General features: G+C 65.0%; 16 protein-coding genes. 2 read left to right on the forward strand and 14 right to left on the reverse strand.

Features of this window, described 5'->3' with window-relative positions; all coding sequences use genetic code 11:
* Positions 1-62 precede the first annotated feature (62 nt).
* The 10 genes from AC3B6A_RS00445 to AC3B6A_RS00490 form a co-directional block, all read right to left on the reverse strand.
* On the reverse strand, positions 63-269 hold the full coding sequence (locus AC3B6A_RS00445) for a DUF1127 domain-containing protein (protein ID WP_488400362.1): 207 nt from the start codon (positions 267-269) through the stop codon (positions 63-65).
* 357 nt (positions 270-626) lie between these two features.
* On the reverse strand, positions 627-2,123 hold the full coding sequence (scpC, locus tag AC3B6A_RS00450; protein ID WP_488400363.1) for a succinyl-CoA:acetate CoA-transferase ScpC: 1,497 nt from the start codon (positions 2,121-2,123) through the stop codon (positions 627-629).
* 188 nt (positions 2,124-2,311) lie between these two features.
* Entirely contained in the window at positions 2,312-3,748 is a 1,437-nt protein-coding gene (locus AC3B6A_RS00455) for an NAD(P)(+) transhydrogenase (Re/Si-specific) subunit beta (protein WP_488400364.1), read from the reverse strand.
* A gap of 1 nt (position 3,749) precedes the next feature.
* The gene (locus tag AC3B6A_RS00460) at positions 3,750-4,064 is read right to left on the reverse strand and encodes an NAD(P) transhydrogenase subunit alpha part 2 (RefSeq protein WP_488400365.1); all 315 of its coding nucleotides are present in this window, start codon (positions 4,062-4,064) and stop codon (positions 3,750-3,752) included.
* Positions 4,065-4,134: 70 nt separating this feature from the next.
* Entirely contained in the window at positions 4,135-5,253 is a 1,119-nt protein-coding gene (locus AC3B6A_RS00465) for a Re/Si-specific NAD(P)(+) transhydrogenase subunit alpha (protein WP_488400366.1), read from the reverse strand.
* A gap of 632 nt (positions 5,254-5,885) precedes the next feature.
* A complete protein-coding gene (locus AC3B6A_RS00470) occupies positions 5,886-6,521 on the reverse strand; it encodes an SCO family protein (RefSeq protein ID WP_488400367.1) in 636 nt (211 codons plus the stop codon).
* Positions 6,522-6,677: 156 nt separating this feature from the next.
* Positions 6,678-7,580 (reverse strand): heme o synthase, encoded by a 903-nt coding sequence (cyoE, locus tag AC3B6A_RS00475; protein WP_488400368.1) that lies wholly within the window; start codon positions 7,578-7,580, stop codon positions 6,678-6,680.
* A gap of 83 nt (positions 7,581-7,663) precedes the next feature.
* Complete coding sequence (locus AC3B6A_RS00480) at positions 7,664-8,737, reverse strand: COX15/CtaA family protein (protein ID WP_488400369.1); 1,074 nt, start codon at positions 8,735-8,737, stop codon at positions 7,664-7,666.
* A 55-nt stretch (positions 8,738-8,792) separates the two neighbouring features.
* Positions 8,793-9,356: a PA_0111/PP_0108 family redox-active disulfide protein gene (locus tag AC3B6A_RS00485; protein ID WP_488400370.1), complete on the reverse strand. Its 564-nt coding sequence runs from the start codon at positions 9,354-9,356 to the stop codon at positions 8,793-8,795.
* Positions 9,334-10,098 carry an SURF1 family protein gene (locus AC3B6A_RS00490; RefSeq protein ID WP_488400371.1) on the reverse strand — a complete coding sequence of 255 codons (765 nt, stop codon included), beginning with the start codon at positions 10,096-10,098 and terminating at the stop codon, positions 9,334-9,336. Before AC3B6A_RS00490 ends, AC3B6A_RS00485 begins: the two co-directional genes overlap by 23 nt.
* Positions 10,099-10,197: 99 nt before the next feature.
* On the opposite strand from AC3B6A_RS00490, the gene AC3B6A_RS00495 reads away from it, so the two are divergent.
* Positions 10,198-10,407, forward strand: a complete 210-nt coding sequence (locus tag AC3B6A_RS00495; protein ID WP_488400373.1) for a twin transmembrane helix small protein — start codon at positions 10,198-10,200, stop codon at positions 10,405-10,407.
* A gap of 41 nt (positions 10,408-10,448) precedes the next feature.
* Here the strand turns inward: AC3B6A_RS00495 and AC3B6A_RS00500 are convergent, their stop codons facing one another.
* From AC3B6A_RS00500 to coxB, 4 genes are all read right to left on the reverse strand, one after another.
* The gene (locus AC3B6A_RS00500) at positions 10,449-11,336 is read right to left on the reverse strand and encodes a cytochrome c oxidase subunit 3 (RefSeq protein ID WP_488400374.1); all 888 of its coding nucleotides are present in this window, start codon (positions 11,334-11,336) and stop codon (positions 10,449-10,451) included.
* Between the two features lie 16 nt (positions 11,337-11,352).
* Positions 11,353-11,910 (reverse strand): cytochrome c oxidase assembly protein, encoded by a 558-nt coding sequence (locus tag AC3B6A_RS00505; RefSeq protein WP_488400375.1) that lies wholly within the window; start codon positions 11,908-11,910, stop codon positions 11,353-11,355.
* A 104-nt stretch (positions 11,911-12,014) separates the two neighbouring features.
* A complete protein-coding gene (gene ctaD / locus AC3B6A_RS00510; protein WP_488400376.1) occupies positions 12,015-13,610 on the reverse strand; it encodes a cytochrome c oxidase subunit I in 1,596 nt (531 codons plus the stop codon).
* A 10-nt stretch (positions 13,611-13,620) separates the two neighbouring features.
* On the reverse strand, positions 13,621-14,745 hold the full coding sequence (coxB, locus tag AC3B6A_RS00515; RefSeq protein WP_488400377.1) for a cytochrome c oxidase subunit II: 1,125 nt from the start codon (positions 14,743-14,745) through the stop codon (positions 13,621-13,623).
* Positions 14,746-15,165: 420 nt separating this feature from the next.
* Here coxB and AC3B6A_RS00520 point away from each other — a divergent pair, with 420 nt between their 5' ends.
* Positions 15,166-15,804 (forward strand): hypothetical protein, encoded by a 639-nt coding sequence (locus tag AC3B6A_RS00520; protein ID WP_488400378.1) that lies wholly within the window; start codon positions 15,166-15,168, stop codon positions 15,802-15,804.
* Positions 15,805-15,814 lie beyond the last annotated feature (10 nt).

Here is a 15,814-nt window from a genome sequence, read left to right on the forward strand (position 1 = left end):
AGGGCATGCAACCAGTACAGTTATGACGAGCCTGGAGAGAGTGGCTCAGTTGTACTGTTGAATCAGCGCCAGAACGGCTTGTTCAGTTCGCTGTAACGCTGGGCTTCGCTGATGCCGGCGTCGGCCAGCAGACGGGAGTCCAGGCGGGCCAGCTGGCGGCGGCTTTCCATGCGGCGCTGCCACAGGCGGACGGTGCCGACGAAGCCACGATGGGCGCTGGAGGTGCTACGGGTGGTGCTCAGAGCTGCGGAACCGAGGGTACGTTCCATGGTGGTCATCCTTCTCGCTTGTGGCGAGTAGTCAGTTGCTGAATTGATTGAGCATATGATCTGACTATTTGATCAGGACGGATAGGTACAGTTGAACTGTATTGCGACTGGTCAGCCGATTGTTATTTTGAACTGTAATGGTGTTTTTCGGGGCGAACTGTACCGTTGCGCTCCATTCTGGTGCGCAATTGGTGGGCGTCTGGGTTGTTTCGAGGGTGCCGATCGGGGTGGTGGCGGGGAGAGCTGAACAGTTGAGGCGGGATAAAAATCTGTTCGGGAGTGTTTTTACGTGGTTTTTTTTCGGCTGTAAACCCTTGCGGGCCATTCATTGCTGAATGGCCCGCAAAAGGCTCCTGATCAGCTCGCCGCCAGCATGTGGCCGCGTTCTTCCAGATTGATATGCCACTCCAGCGCCTCGCGCAGCAGGTGCGGGGTGTGGCCGCCGCGCTTGCAGGCGGCTTCGAAGTAACTGTTCAGGGCGTCGCGGTAGGACGGGTGCACACAGTTGTCGATGATCACCCGGGCGCGCTCGCGCGGCGCCAGGCCACGCAGGTCGGCCAGACCGACTTCGGTGACCAGGATGTCCACGTCGTGCTCGGTGTGGTCGACGTGGCTGACCATCGGCACCACGCTGGAGATGTTGCCGCCCTTGGCGATGGACTTGGTGACGAAGATGGCCAGGTGCGCGTTGCGGGCGAAGTCGCCCGAGCCGCCGATGCCGTTCATCATCTTGGTGCCGCCGACGTGGGTGGAGTTGACGTTGCCGTAGATGTCGAATTCCAGTGCGGTGTTGATGCCGATGATGCCCAGGCGACGGACCACTTCAGGGTGGTTGGAGATCTCCTGCGGACGCAGCACCAGCTTGTCCTTGTAGCGCTCCAGGTTGCCGAACACGTCAGCGTTGCGGCGGGTCGACAGGGTGATGGAGCTGCCCGAGGCGAAGCGCAGCTTGCCGGCGTCGATCAGGTCGAAGGTCGAGTCCTGCAGCACTTCGGAGTACATGGTCAGGTTCTCGAAGGGCGACTCGATCAGGCCGCACATCACCGCGTTGGCGATGCTGCCGATGCCGGCCTGCAGCGGGCCGAGGCTGTTGCTCATGCGGCCGGCTTCGACTTCACGCTTGAAGAAGTCGATCAGGTGGTTGGCGATGCCCTGGGTCTCGTCGTCCGGCGGCAGCACGGTGGACGGGGAGTCCGGCTGGTTGTTGACGACGATGGCGACGATCTTTTCCGCCGGGATCGGAATCGCGGTGGTGCCGATGCGGTCGTCGACCTTGGTCAGCGGGATCGGCGTGCGGGTCGGGCGGTAGGTCGGGATGTAGATGTCGTGCAGGCCTTCCAGATTGGTGTTGTGCGCGACGTTGATCTCGACGATCACCTGCTTGGCGAAGATGGCGAAGCTCGCCGAGTTGCCCACGGAGGTGGTCGGCACGATGTGGCCTTCCTCGGTGATGGCCACGGCTTCGATGACCGCGATGTCCGGCAGCTTCAGCTGGTGGTTGCGCAGCTGCTCGACGGTTTCGGACAGGTGCTGGTCGATGAACATCACCTCGCCGGCGTTGATCGCCTTGCGCAGGGTGCTGTCGACCTGGAACGGCATGCGACGGGCCAGCACGCCGGCTTCGGTGAGCTGCTTGTCGAGGTCGTTGCCCAGGCTGGCGCCGGTCATCAGGCTGATGCGCAGCGGTTCCTGCTTGGCGCGTTCGGCAAGGGCCTTGGGTACGGCCTTGGCTTCACCGGCGCGGGTGAATCCGCTCATGCCGACAGTCATGCCGTCCTTGATAAGGGCCGCGGCCTGGTCGGCAGTCATCACCTTGTCCAGCAGGGAGGACATACGCACGCGATCACGGTACATGGAAAAACCTCGAGCAGTAGGGAGTGCAAGGCCGCAAGTCTAGGGACTCGGCGATTTTTAGCTCTTATACCAAGGTCGAAAAATCGTGCGGCCGGTCACTTTCTTACTACCAAAGTCCAGCGGACTTCCCATTGCCCGAAAGCAAGACACCGGCGCGAGGCCGGTGTCTTGTGGATCGACGGTTGCCGTTAGTCGACAGCCTTGACCATGTCTTCGATGACTTTCTTGGCGTCGCCGAAGACCATCATGGTCTTGTCCAGGTAGAACAGTTCGTTGTCCAGGCCGGCGTAGCCGCTGGCCATCGAACGCTTGTTGACGATCACGGTCTTGGCCTTGTAGGCCTCGAGGATCGGCATGCCGGCGATCGGCGACTTCGGATCGTTCTTCGCCGCCGGGTTGACCACGTCGTTGGCGCCCAGCACCAGCACCACGTCGGTCTGGCCGAACTCGGAGTTGATGTCCTCCATCTCGAACACCTGCTCGTAAGGCACTTCGGCCTCGGCCAGCAGCACGTTCATGTGGCCCGGCATGCGGCCGGCGACCGGGTGGATGGCGAACTTCACGTTGACGCCGCGATGGGTCAGCTTCTCGGCCAGTTCCATCAGCGCATGCTGGGCGCGGGCCACCGCCAGGCCGTAGCCGGGAACGATGATCACGCTGTCGGCGTTGGTCAGCAGGAACGAGGCGTCGTCGGCGGAGCCGGACTTCACCGGGCGCTGCTCCTTGGTACCTGCCGGGCCGCCAGCGTCCGCTTCGGCGCCGAAGCCGCCGAGGATGACGTTGAAGAACGAGCGGTTCATCGCCTTGCACATGATGTAGGAGAGGATCGCACCGGAGGAGCCCACCAGGGAGCCGGCGATGATCAGCATCGAGTTGTTCAGCGAGAAGCCGATGCCCGCCGCGGCCCAGCCGGAGTAGGAGTTCAGCATCGACACCACCACCGGCATGTCGGCGCCGCCGATCGGGATGATGATCAGCACGCCGAGGATGAAGGCCAGGACCAGCATCGCGGCGAAGGCGGTGAAGTTGCCGGTGAACATGAACAGCAGGCCCAGGCCCAGGGTGGTCAGGCCCAGCACCAGGTTGAGCAGGTGCTGGCCGCCGAACTGTACCGGGGTGCCCTGGAACAGGCGGAACTTGTACTTGCCCGACAGCTTGCCGAAGGCGATCACCGAACCGGAGAAGGTGATGGCGCCGATGGCCGCGCCGAGGAACAGCTCCAGGCGGTTGCCGCTGGGGATGGTGTCGCCCAGGTTCTGCACGATGCCCAGGGACTGCGGCTCGACCACGGCGGCGATGGCGATGAACACGGCGGCCAGGCCGATCATGCTGTGCATGAAGGCGACCAGTTCCGGCATCTTGGTCATCTCGACGCGCTTGGCCATGATCGAACCGGCGGTGCTGCCGATCAGCAGGCCGATGATCACGTAGACGATGCCGGTGGTGGCGATCTCGCTGCTGATCTTGAACACCAGGGCCACGGTGGTGACCACCGCGATGGCCATGCCGACCATGCCGAATACGTTGCCGCGGCGCGAAGACGTCGGGTGCGACAGGCCCTTGAGGGCCTGGATGAAGCAGACCGAGGCGACGAGGTAGAGGAGGGTGACGAGGTTCATGCTCATGTCAGTGCTTCTCCGCCTTCGGCGCTTTTTTCTTGAACATTTCCAGCATGCGGCGGGTGACCAGGAAGCCACCGAACACGTTCACCGCGGCCAGGGTCACGGCCAGGGTGCCCATGATCTTGCCCAGCGGGGTGACGGTCAGCGCGGCGGCCAGCATGGCGCCGACGATGACGATCGCCGAGATGGCGTTGGTCACCGCCATCAGCGGGGTGTGCAGGGCAGGGGTCACGTTCCACACCACGTGGTAGCCGACGTAGATGGCCAGCACGAAGATGATCAGGTTGTAGATGCCGTGGGAGATCAGCATGTCTTCCATAGTTTCTCACCGGTCTTGAGGGCCGGACCTGGGGCCCGGCGCGTTCTTATATAAGAAGGGCGATTGCTCGTTAGCCGTTCTTGCGCACGATCTGGCCGTCGCGGCACATCAGGCACGCGGCGACGATGTCGTCCTCCAGGTTCACCGTGAAGCCTTCGGCGGTCAGGGTGAGCTTGAGGAAGTCCAGCAGGTTGCGTGCGTAGAGTGCGGAGGCGTCCGCCGGCACCAGCGCGGCCAGGTTGCCCAGGCCGACGATGGTCACGCCGTGCTTGACCACCACCTGGTCGGCCTCGGTCAGCGGGCAGTTGCCGCCTTGCGATGCCGCGAGGTCGATGACCACCGAGCCCGGCTTCATTTCCGCGACGGTCGCTGCGTGCAGCAGCGTCGGCGCCTTGCGGCCCGGAATCAGCGCGGTGGTGATGACGATGTCCGACTGCTTGGCGCGCTCGTGTACGGCCTTGGCCTGGCGCTCCATCCACGAGGCCGGCATCGGCCGGGCGTAGCCGCCCACGCCCTCGGCGCACTCGCGCTCTTCGTCGGTCTCGTAGGGCACGTCGACGAACTTGGCGCCCAGCGACTCGATCTGCTCCTTCACCGCCGGGCGCACGTCCGACGCCTCGATCACCGCACCCAGGCGCTTGGCCGTGGCGATGGCCTGCAGGCCGGCGACGCCGGCGCCGAGGATCAGCACGCGGGCGGCCTTCACGGTGCCGGCGGCGGTCATCAGCATGGGCATGAAGCGCGGGTAGTGGTTGGCAGCGAGCATCACGGCCTTGTAGCCGGCGATGTTGGCCTGGGAGGAGAGCACGTCCAGGCTCTGCGCGCGGGAAGTACGCGGCGCGGCCTCCAGGGCGAAGGCGGTGATGCCGCGTTCGGCCATGCGGGCGATGTTCTCGTTGTTGAACGGGTTGAGCATGCCAAGCAGCACGGCTCCGGGCTTCATCTGCGCCAGTTCGCCTTCGCTGGGCGCGAGGACCTTGAGGACCAGTTCCGCGCCGAGGGCATCGGCGGCAGTGCCGATCTTCGCGCCAACGGCCTCGAAGGCGGCGTCCGGCTGGCTGGCGCTGACGCCGGCGCCGCTCTGGACGATGACCTGATGGCCTTGCCCGATCAGTTTCTTGACCGTCTCCGGCGTTGCTGCGACCCGCGTCTCACCGGCTTGGGTCTCGAGGGGTACACCGATCTGCACTCGCAAATCTCCTGCGTGATCCTGGGATTGTCCGGGTTACTACGTTGGCGACCCGGGTTATCGAACTGGCAACGGCCTATCTCTTGTTTTAAAAGCCGGTTCTAGTCGCCGGGTGTGTGACCCGGTGGCCGCGGCATTGTGCAAGCGAACCTGGAGGGCAGCAAGAAGTTCTGAAGTGGCACCAGACGATAACTACAAGTCACGTTTCGACCTGTGGTTTTCCGGTCGCGACCGAAGCCGCGCAGGCATTGGGTTTTAGCCTAATTGCCTATTGTGACCGGACGGAAATGCCATCCTCGCCGTGAATGACCACCCATCAGAGGCTCCCCACACCCACCGAAAGGCCCGGTAATCCTGCAACAGGCTCAGGCATAGGTGTTAATTAATGTTTCTAATATGGAGTATGAGTCATTCCTGATGCCTGGCTTTCTGTAGCAGATTTTTTACATTGACTACGAAGTCAGGAAAGTCATCGGAAAGCTTCAAGTCCGCGTGTTACACAGCATCAGGGCCTAAGGATGAGGTTTAGCAGAAAGTTCGGAGTTGTCCCGCCGAAGCGGGAATGACGCGGAAAAAACAACGGCCACCGCTATGGGGTGGCCGCTGGGGGTGAGACGCAGTGTCGCGGGGGATCAGTCGTTCGCGCTGATCACGCTGGGCAGCTGGGCCGCGAGTTTGTCGTTGTGCAGCGGGGCGCGGATGAAACCGTGCTGGGTGCCGTCCGGGCCGATGATCACCAGGTTGCCGCTGTGGTCGACGGTGTAGTTGGGCTTGCTGGTGTCCGCCGGGACGTAGGGGATGCTCAGGGCGTTGGCGAGTTTCTGCACGTTCTCTTCCGAGCCGGTGATGCCCTTGAAGCCGGCGTTGAAGAAGCCGAGGTATTCCTTGATGCGCGGCGCGGTATCGCGGTGCGGGTCGACGCTGACGAACACCACCTGCAGGTTCTTCAGCACCTCCGGCGGCAGCTTGGTCTGCAGCTCGCGCAGTTGCGCCAGGGTGGTGGGGCAGACGTCCGGGCAGAAGGTGTAGCCGAAGAACAGCAGGAACCACTTGTCCTTCAGGCTGGCGGTCTGGAACGGCTGGCCGTCCTGGTCCTGGAAGGCGAGGTCGGGGACGCTGCGGGTCTGCGGCAGGAGCACGATGCCGGCGTCGAGCAGCACGGTCGGGTCGATCTGGTGGCGCTGGGTGAGCACCTTCTGGACGGTGAGGCCGAGGATCAGGGCGACGATGGCGACGAGGATGAGGACGGTCTTGTTGACTCGGGACATGGGGCTCTCGTGGGTCGGGACGTCTGGGCTTGAGGCTGCTGTTCGTACCGTGCCCATGCCTGGCAGGGGAGCGGCGATGTTCGCGAGCAAGCTCGCTCCTACGAAAAGCGCTCCGCAGTTGGGCGCAACTGTAGGAGCGAGCTTGCTCGCGAACCCTCAGTAGTTCAGCTGCAGCGGCAGGTAATGGTCCACCAGCAGCGCGATGAACAGCAGGAACAGGTAGGCGATAGAGTACTTGAAGGTCCTGATCGCCGCATGGGGTCGGCTGCCGCAGTAGAGCGCCCAGGCCCAGTCGAGGAAGCGTGCGCCCAGGGCCAGGGCGGCGAACAGGTAGACCAGCCCGGCCATGTGGATGACGAAGGGCATCAGCGTCACCGCGAACAGCACCAGGGTGTAGAAGAGGATGTGCAGCTTGGTGTAGTGCTCGCCGTGGGTCACCGGCAGCATCGGGATGTCGGCCTTGGCGTACTCGTCCTTGCGGTGCAGGCACAGCGCCCAGAAGTGTGGCGGGGTCCAGGCGAAGATGATCAGCACCAGCAGCAGTGGTTCGGCGGATACCTGCCCGGTCACCGCCACCCAGCCCAGCAGCGGCGGGGCGGCGCCGGCGAGGCCGCCGATGACGATGTTCTGCGGCGTGGCGCGCTTGAGGAAGCCGGTGTAGAGCGCCGCGTAGCCCAGCAGCGAGGCCAGGGTCAGCCAGGCGGTGAGCGCATTGGTGAACACCAGCAGCACCGCCATCCCGGCCACCGCCAGCAGCATGGCGAAGCCCAGCGCGATGGGTGGCGAGACGCGCCCCTCGGCCAGCGGCCGCTTGTGGGTGCGCGCCATGATCGAGTCGATGCGCCGGTCCACCACGTGGTTCACCGCCGCCGCCGCGCCGGCGCACAGGCCGATGCCGAGGTTGCCGAACAGCAGCACCTGCCAGGGCACGCCGGCCTTGGTGGCGAGCAGCATGCCGATCAGCGAGGTGATCAGCATGAGCAGCACCACCTTGGGTTTGGTCAGTTCGAGCAGGTCGCGCCAGCTGGCGTGCCCGGAAGTGCTGATGACGCTGGCCATGGTCAATTCTCCGTGTTCGTGCTGTCTTGGTGTATCAAGGCCGGCGCGCCCCGGCGCCGACCGTCGTGCTCAACCTTGCAATCTCAACCCTGCGACGGGTAGGCCACCGGGCGCTCCAGGGCGTCCAGGATGATCGGGCCGCTGGCGGGCAGCTCGACGTGCCGGGTGGCCGGTGCGCGCACCCGGTAGTTCACCAGCACCAGCATCAGCAGCAGGAAGGCGCCGCCGCCGTTGTGGGTCACCGCTACCGGCAGCGGCAGGTGCAGCAGCACGTTGCTGATGCCCAGGCCGATCTGGATCGACAGGCCCAGCAGCATCAGCGCGGTGATGCCGATCAGGCCGTGGCGCTGGAGGTTCCAGGCCAGCAGCAGGAGCACCGCGGTCACGCACAGCGCGCCCATGCGGTGGGTCATGTGGATCGCCGTGCGGGCGTCGCTGTCGAGCTGGCCGCCGAGGTAGTTCGGGCCGATGTGCTGGGTCAGGTGGAAGCCGTTGGCGAAGTCCATGTCCGGCCACCACTGCCCGTGGCACATCGGCAGGTCGATGCAGGCCACCGCCGCGTAGTTGCTGCTGACCCAGCCGCCGAGGGCGATCTGCCCGATCACCAGCAGCAGGGCGAAGGCGGCGAGCGCGCGCAGGCGGGCCGGCAGTTGCAGCGGGGCGAAGGCGCCGGACAGGCGCAGGCTGAGCAGGAACAGCAGCGACAGCGTGGTGAAGCCGCCGAGCAGGTGCGCGGTGACCACCTGCGGCCAGAGCTTGAGGGTGACCGTCCACATGCCGAACGCCGCCTGGGCGATCACCACGCCGAGCAGCAGCAGCGGCAGGCGCAGCGGCTGGCCTTCACGGCCGCGACGGACCAGCGCATGGATGGCCAGGCCGAGGATCAGCAGGCCGAGGCTGCCGGCGAAATAGCGGTGGATCATCTCGTTCCAGCCCTTCCGCGCTTCCACCGGGGCGTCCGGGAAGCGCGCCTCGGCGTGGGCCAGTTGCGCCTCGCTGGTCGGCACGTGGGTGAAGCCGTAGCAGCCGGGCCAGTCCGGGCAGCCGAGGCCGGCGTGGGTCAGGCGGGTGTAGGCGCCCAACAGGATCACCACGAAGGCCAGCGCGGTGGCGAGCACGGCGATGGCGAAAGCGGGTTTGCGTCTTGCCTGGATCATGCGTCGCTCCCGGTTTTGTTGTTATGGGGGCTGGCGATTTCCGATCAAAAAAGCATCAGCCGATGTTCGACAACTTCAGCAGCAGCTGCAGGTCCTTGAGGATCGACTTGCCGTCGGCGTCCGCGTCGTAGCGCAGCACCAGGTTGCCGTGCGGGTCGACGATCCACAGCTGCGGTTTGGCGCCGGTGTGCTGGGTCGGCGTCAGGCCCAGGCGTTGCAGGCGCGGGTAGTCCTTGTCGAGCTGGCTGGCGAATTCCGCCGGCAGCGGCTGGGCGAAGGCGAACACATGCTCGGCGCGGCTGGCCTCGCGGCCCAGGCCGATGTTGATCTGCCGGGCGAGATAGACCAGTTGCTGGCAGTCGCTGGCGCAGGCATCCGGGGCGGTGACCAGCAGCTGCCAGCGCTCGCTCGCCTTGTCGGCCTGCACGCCGAGGTCGGCCGGAGTCTGCCCGGTGGCGATCAGGTCGCCGTGGTAGCTGCGGCCTTCCGGCACCCAGAACTGCAGCTTGTACATGGCGGTGGCGAGGATCATCGGGCCGAGGGCCACGCAGAGGACGAGGATCAGCTGCAGGCGCCCGCGGCGGCGGGAGGGCTGCTCATTCAGGGTCATGGCGGTCATGGTCGAGGGTCTCCCGTGCGCGACGGATGCCGAGGTAGAGGTAAAGGCCGGTCAATGCGAGCGCCAGGGCGAACCACTGCACGGCGTAGCCGACGTGGCGCTCCGGGGGCATGGCGACGATCGGCCAGTCGGTGTCGAAAGCGGCGTCGCCCGGCTCCAGGCGGATTTCCAGCGGCTGGCCTTCGCGGCCGAGCTGGTCCCACAGGGCCGGGGCGTCCACCTGGGTGATCAGGCGCGGCCAGCTGGCGACCGGAGCGGTCGGGGCGGCGGGCGGCGGGACGTAGGTCCAGGCGTCCAGCAGCAGGTCGCGGCTCGGTGTGTCGATCTGCGGCGGCACGCGGCGGTCGGGCCAGGCGACCCAGCCACGGTTGACCAGCAGCCACTGCTGGCCGACGCGGTCGAAGAAGGGTTGCAGCACCTCGACGCCGGCCTGGCCGTTGCGGGTGCGGTTGTCCAGCAGGGCGGTGTGTTCGGCGTCGAGCTGGCCCTGCAGGCGCACGCGCAGGTAGCTGCGTGGCGGCAGGCGCTGGAGTTCGGCGACGGAGACCGGGTCCTGCTGGCGCTGGGTTTCGGCGGCGGCGAGCAGGCTGCGCTTCTCGGCGGCGCGGGAGAGTTGCCAGCCGCCCAGGCCGATCAGCACCGGCAGCAGCGCGAGCACCACCAGCGTCGGCGCAAGGCCCGGCCGGAAGGCGCGCGCTGCACGGCCTGGGCGGTGCTGGGTAGCGTGCTGGCTATACTGCAAGACATCCCCCTTAGAGAGGGCCCCATGGCTGCCTGCGTTTGCCCGGCCTGCGTTGGAACCCTCTCGTAACCCAGTCCCCCCGCGGACAGGAGGCCGGTAATGCTCAAAGCTGCGATCGTCCTGTTGTTGCTGGCGACCGTCGTCAGTCTGTTCAGTGGCCTGTTCTTCCTGGTCAAGGACGAGGGGCACGGCACGCGCGTGGTCAACGCCCTCACCGTCCGTGTCGTCCTCGCCGCCCTGACCCTCGCCCTCATCGCCTGGGGCTTCTACAGCGGCCAGCTCGGCAGCTCCGCTCCCTGGCATTACTGATCCGTCAAACGGGCGCGGGCCGCGGCCCGCGCCGTCCCGCCTCACAGCACGTAGACGAAGGTGAACAGGCCGATCCACACCACGTCGACGAAGTGCCAGTACCAGCTGGCCGCCTCGAAGCCGAAGTGGTTCTCGGCGTCGAAATGCCCGCGCAGGATGCGGATCAGCATGATGCTCAGCATGATCGCGCCGATGGTCACGTGGGCGCCGTGGAAGCCGGTGAGCATGAAGAAGGTCGCGCCGTAGATGCCCGAGCCCGGGGTCAGGCCCAGCTCGCTGTAGGCCTCGTGGTATTCGTAGGCCTGCAGGACCAGGAAGGTCACGCCCAGCGCCACGGTCAGCGCCAGCCACGCCTTCAGCGGGCCGCGGTGGTTTTTCTTCAGCGCGTGGTGGGCGAAGGTCACGGTGAAGCTGGAGCTGACCAGCAGCAGGGTGTTGACCAGCGGCAGCCGCCACGGATCGATGATTTCCTTCGGCGGCGGGAACAGCTTGTTGTCCGGGTTGCTCAGCTGCGGCCAGCCGCTCTCGAACTCCGGCCAGAGCATGTGCGAGATGGCGTGGTGGCCCTCGCCGCCGAGCCAGGGATTGACGAAGTGGCGCACGTAGAACAGCGCGCCGAAGAAGGCGGCGAAGAACATCACCTCGGAGAAGATGAACCAGCTCATGCCCCAGCGGAACGAGCGGTCCATCTGCGCGCTGTAGAGGCCGCCGCGGCTCTCCTTGATGACGTTGCCGAACCAGCCGAACAGCATGTAGGCCAGGATCAGCGCGCCGGCGAAGAAGATCCACGGGCCGTGGGACGAGTCCTTGCCGGCACTCGCGTCGTTCATCCAGGTGCCGACGCCGAACATCGTCACCAGCATGCCGATGGTGGCGATGATCGGCCACTTGCTCTGCGCGGGGACGTAATAGGGATCGTGGGTGGTCATTGTTCTTGTTCTCCTTTCAACGCTCGTTGCTGGCCACGGGGGGCTTGCGGGCAGTGATGTCGAACAGCGTGTAAGCCAGCGTCAGGTGACGCACATCCTTGGGCAGGTCGCGGTCGACGATGAAGCGCACCGGCATTTCGATGCGCTCGCCCGGCTGCAGCACCTGCTGGGTGAAGCAGAAGCATTCGGTCTTGTGGAAGTAGGTGGCCGCCACCGACGGCGCGATGCTCGGGATCGCCTGGGCGGTCATCGGCCTGTCGGTGGGGTTGCGGGCGACGAACAGCATCTGGTTCACCGCGCCCGGATGCACCACCAGCTGGTCCTGCTCGGGATGGAATTCCCAGACCATGTCGATGTTGTTGTTGGCGACGAACTGGATCTTCACGGCGCGCGACTCATCCACCACCTGGCCGTCGCCCTGGTAGGCGCTGCCGGAGGTCTTGCCGTTGATGCCCAGGGCCTTGCACATCACGTCGTACAGCGGCACCAGGGCGAAGCCGAAGGCGAACATGGCGACTACGGCGATGACCAGCCGGGTCACCAGCTTGCGCGTTTCGATGTTGCCGTCGCTCATGGGGTTATCCTCCACCCGCAGGAGCGAGCCTGCTCGCGAACCGCCTGACACCGAGACGTCAGGGAAAAGCGTTCGCGAGCAAGCTCGCTCCTACAGGCAAGTCCTTACTTCACTTCCGGCGGGGTGGTGAAGGTGTGGTACGGCGCCGGCGACGGAATGGTCCATTCCAGCCCTTCCGCGCCGTCCCACGGCTTGGCCGGGGCCGGCTTGCCGCCGCGGATGCACTTGATGACGATGAACAGGAACAGCAGCTGCGTGGTGCCGAACATGAAGGCGCCGATGGACGAGACCATGTTGAAGTCGGCGAACTGCAGGTTGTAGTCCGGGATCCGCCGCGGCATGCCCGCCAGGCCCACGAAGTGCATCGGGAAGAACGCCAGGTTCATGCCGATGAAGCTCATCCAGAAGTGCAGCTTGGCCAGCGTCTCGTCGTACATGTGCCCGGTCCACTTGGGAATCCAGTAGTACACCGAGGCGAAGATGCCGAAGATCGCGCCGGGCACCAGCACGTAGTGGAAGTGCGCCACCACGAAGTAGGTGTCCTGGTACTGGAAGTCCGCCGGGGCGATGGCCAGCATCAGGCCGGAGAAGCCGCCGATGGTGAACAGGATGACGAAGGCCACGGCGAACAGCATCGGCGCCTCGAAGGTCATCGAGCCCTGCCACATGGTCGACGCCCAGTTGAACACCTTCACCCCGGTGGGCACGGCGATCAGCATGGTCGCGTACATGAAGAACAGCTCACCCACCAGCGGGATGCCGACCACGAACATGTGGTGCGCCCAGACGATGAACGAGAGGAAGGCGATCGAGGCGGTGGCGTAGACCATCGAGGTGTAGCCGAACAGCGGCTTGCGGCTGAACGCCGGGATGATCGAGCTGACCGCGCCGAACGCCGGCAGGATCATGATGTACACCTCGGGGTGGCCGAAGAACCAGAACACGTGCTGGAACAGCACCGGGTCGCCGCCGCCGGCCGCGCTGAAGAAGCTGGTGCCGAAGTGGATGTCCATCAGCATCATGGTCACGCAGCCCGCCAGCACCGGCATCACCGCGATCAGCAGGAAGGCGGTGATCAGCCAGGTCCAGACGAACAGCGGCATCTTCATCAGGGTCATGCCCGGGGCGCGCAGGTTGAGGATGGTGGCGATCACGTTGATCGCGCCCATGATCGAACTCATGCCCATCAGGTGGATGGCGAAGATGAAGAAGGTCACGCTGTGCGGCGCGAAGGTGGTCGACAGCGGCGCGTAGAAGGTCCAGCCGAAGTTCGGGCCGCCGCCGGGCATGAACAGGGTGCTCACCAGCAGGGTGAAGGCCGCCGGCAGCAGCCAGAAGCTGAAGTTGTTCATCCGTGGCAGGGCCATGTCCGGCGCGCCGATCATCAGCGGCACCATCCAGTTGGCCAGGCCGACGAAGGCCGGCATCACCGCACCGAAGACCATCACCAGGCCATGCATGGTGGTCATCTGGTTGAAGAACGCCGGCTCGACGATCTGCAGGCCCGGCTGGAACAGCTCGGCGCGGATCACCATGGCGAAGGAGCCGCCGAGCAGGAAGGCACAGAAGGCGAACCACAGGTACAGGGTCCCGATGTCCTTGTGGTTGGTGGTCAGGACCCAGCGCATCAGCCCCTTGGCGGGACCGTGGTGGTGGTCGCCGGCGTGAGAATGGTCGGGGTGATCGATCACGGCACTCATCGCGGCCTCCTTATTGTTGCTTCTGCTTGTAGGCGACCACCTCTTGCGGGGTGATCATGTCGCCATCGTCGTTGCCCCAGCTGTTGCGCTCGTAGGTGATCACCGCAGCGATGTCGACCTCCGAGAGCTGCTTGCCGAAGGCCGCCATGGCCGTGTCCTTGACGCCGTTGAACACGGTCTCCAGGTGTTTCTCCTTGGGACCGGTGACGATCTTCGAACCCTTGAGCGCCGGGAACATCGGCGGCATGCCCTCGCCCTCGGGCTGGTGACAGGCCGCGCAGATGGTGTGGTAGACCTTGTCGCCGCGGGCGATCAGCTCGTCCTTGGTCCACTCCTTGGTGGTCAGCTCCTTGAGCTTGCTGGCTTCCACCTTGCGCTCGGCCAGCCACTTGTCGAAGTCGGGCTTGGACTTCACGTCGACCACGATGGGCATGAAGCCGTGGTCCTTGCCGCACAACTCGGCGCACTGGCCGCGGTAGACGCCGGGCTTGTCGACCTTGGTCCAGGCCTCGTTGACGAAGCCGGGGATGGCGTCGCGCTTGACCGCGAAGGCCGGCACCCACCAGGAGTGGATCACGTCGCTGGAGGTCACCAGGAAGCGCACCTTGTAGCCGGCCGGCAGCACCAGCGGGTTGTCCACCTCCAGCAGGTAGTGCTCGTCCTTGTCGGACTGGTTGTGGATCTGCTCCGGCGGGGTGGCCAGGTTGCTGAAGAACTCCACGTCCTGGCCCAGGTACTTGTAGTGCCACTTCCACTGGTAGCCGGTGACCTGCACGTCCAGCTCCGGCTCGGAGGTGTCGTACATGTGGATCAGCGTCCGGGTGGCCGGGACGGCCATCGCGACCAGGATCAGGAAGGGAATGACCGTCCAGAGGATTTCCACCGTGGTGCTCTCGTGGAAATGCGCGGGCTCCTGCCCGGTGGACCGGCGGTGGACGATCATCGACCAGAACATCGCGCTGAACACGATGATGCCGATGACCACGCAGATCCAGAAGATGGTCATGTGCAGGTTGAAGACGTTACGGCTGACTTCCGTCGCACCGGGGGCCATGTTGACCGTCCAGGCGGCGTTTGCCTGACTGAAAGCCAAGAGCAAAAGGAAGCCCATCCAGACTCGTGGATGTCGCAGCATTCGGGTTCCCCTTATCGTTGTTTTTATCCCGCCGGCATTGCGCTCTCGCGGCTTCCCCCATTCCAGAGGGGTTGCGCGCCTGAACTCGCCAACGGCCAAGGGAGCGACCGCCAAGACAACTGACTTTGACCGTCTTACCTCGGCAGCACGCAGGGCAGGCCGGGTCCATCGGTTTTTCGTGTGTCGAATCGGAGTATAGACAGGGGTTGCGACATAACAACGCAGAGTAAAAAACTGCGTTAAAAGACCGAAGTGTGATCTCAAAGCCACGACTGGCGCGGCTTTGGAGTACCATGATGGCGGTGTGATATGCCGCTACGGCATAAACACTTCACGATTATGACAATCGCGTCTTAGCTGCAGCCGGACTCCGGCTAAGGTCTTTCTTCACTTTCCAAAACCTGCTGTCTTGGAGTTGTCATGAATACCGCTGCACTGCGTGAGCTGATCCAGAGCGCCCATCTTCTCGAATCCCGCCATGGCCACCTGTCCCGGCTGATCCAGTCCCGTCTCGAAGGGCTGCACCCGAGCATCAGCGTAGCCGGAGAGGATGCCAGCGGCACCCTGACACGCTTCGTGCATGCCTATATAGAGCAGGTGCCGGATTTCCTCGACGCCGCCAACGCGGTGGCCCGCGACGCCGGTATCGAGGACGGCATCAAGCCGGTGCTGGGGCTCGCCGAAGAATTCTTCCTCACCCCGCCGGCCCTGCTCGACGGCCACGACGGCCTCGACGCCCTGTTGGACGAGGCCTACCTCGCCCACCGCCTGGTGGAAGAAGTGAACGACCGCTACATCGCCCACTTCAACCAGCCGCTGGTCCCGCTGGACACCACGGTGGCCAACCTGGTGGCGCACCAGCTGATCGGCGAACCCTTCGCCAACCAGCTGGACGAGGCCGTGCACCACGCGGTCAGCGGCATGCTCGACGAAAGCACCTTCGGCAGCGAATCCGCCGTCCGTTACGGCGCCCGCCTCAACGACCCGCAGGTGGTGATGGCCTGGCAGCAGTGGCCGTGCCTGTCCCGGCGGTTCGGCGTCGAACTGCGCCTGCCCTAGGCCAGGCCCG

This window comes from Pseudomonas sp. B12(2026) (genome assembly GCF_057767015.1).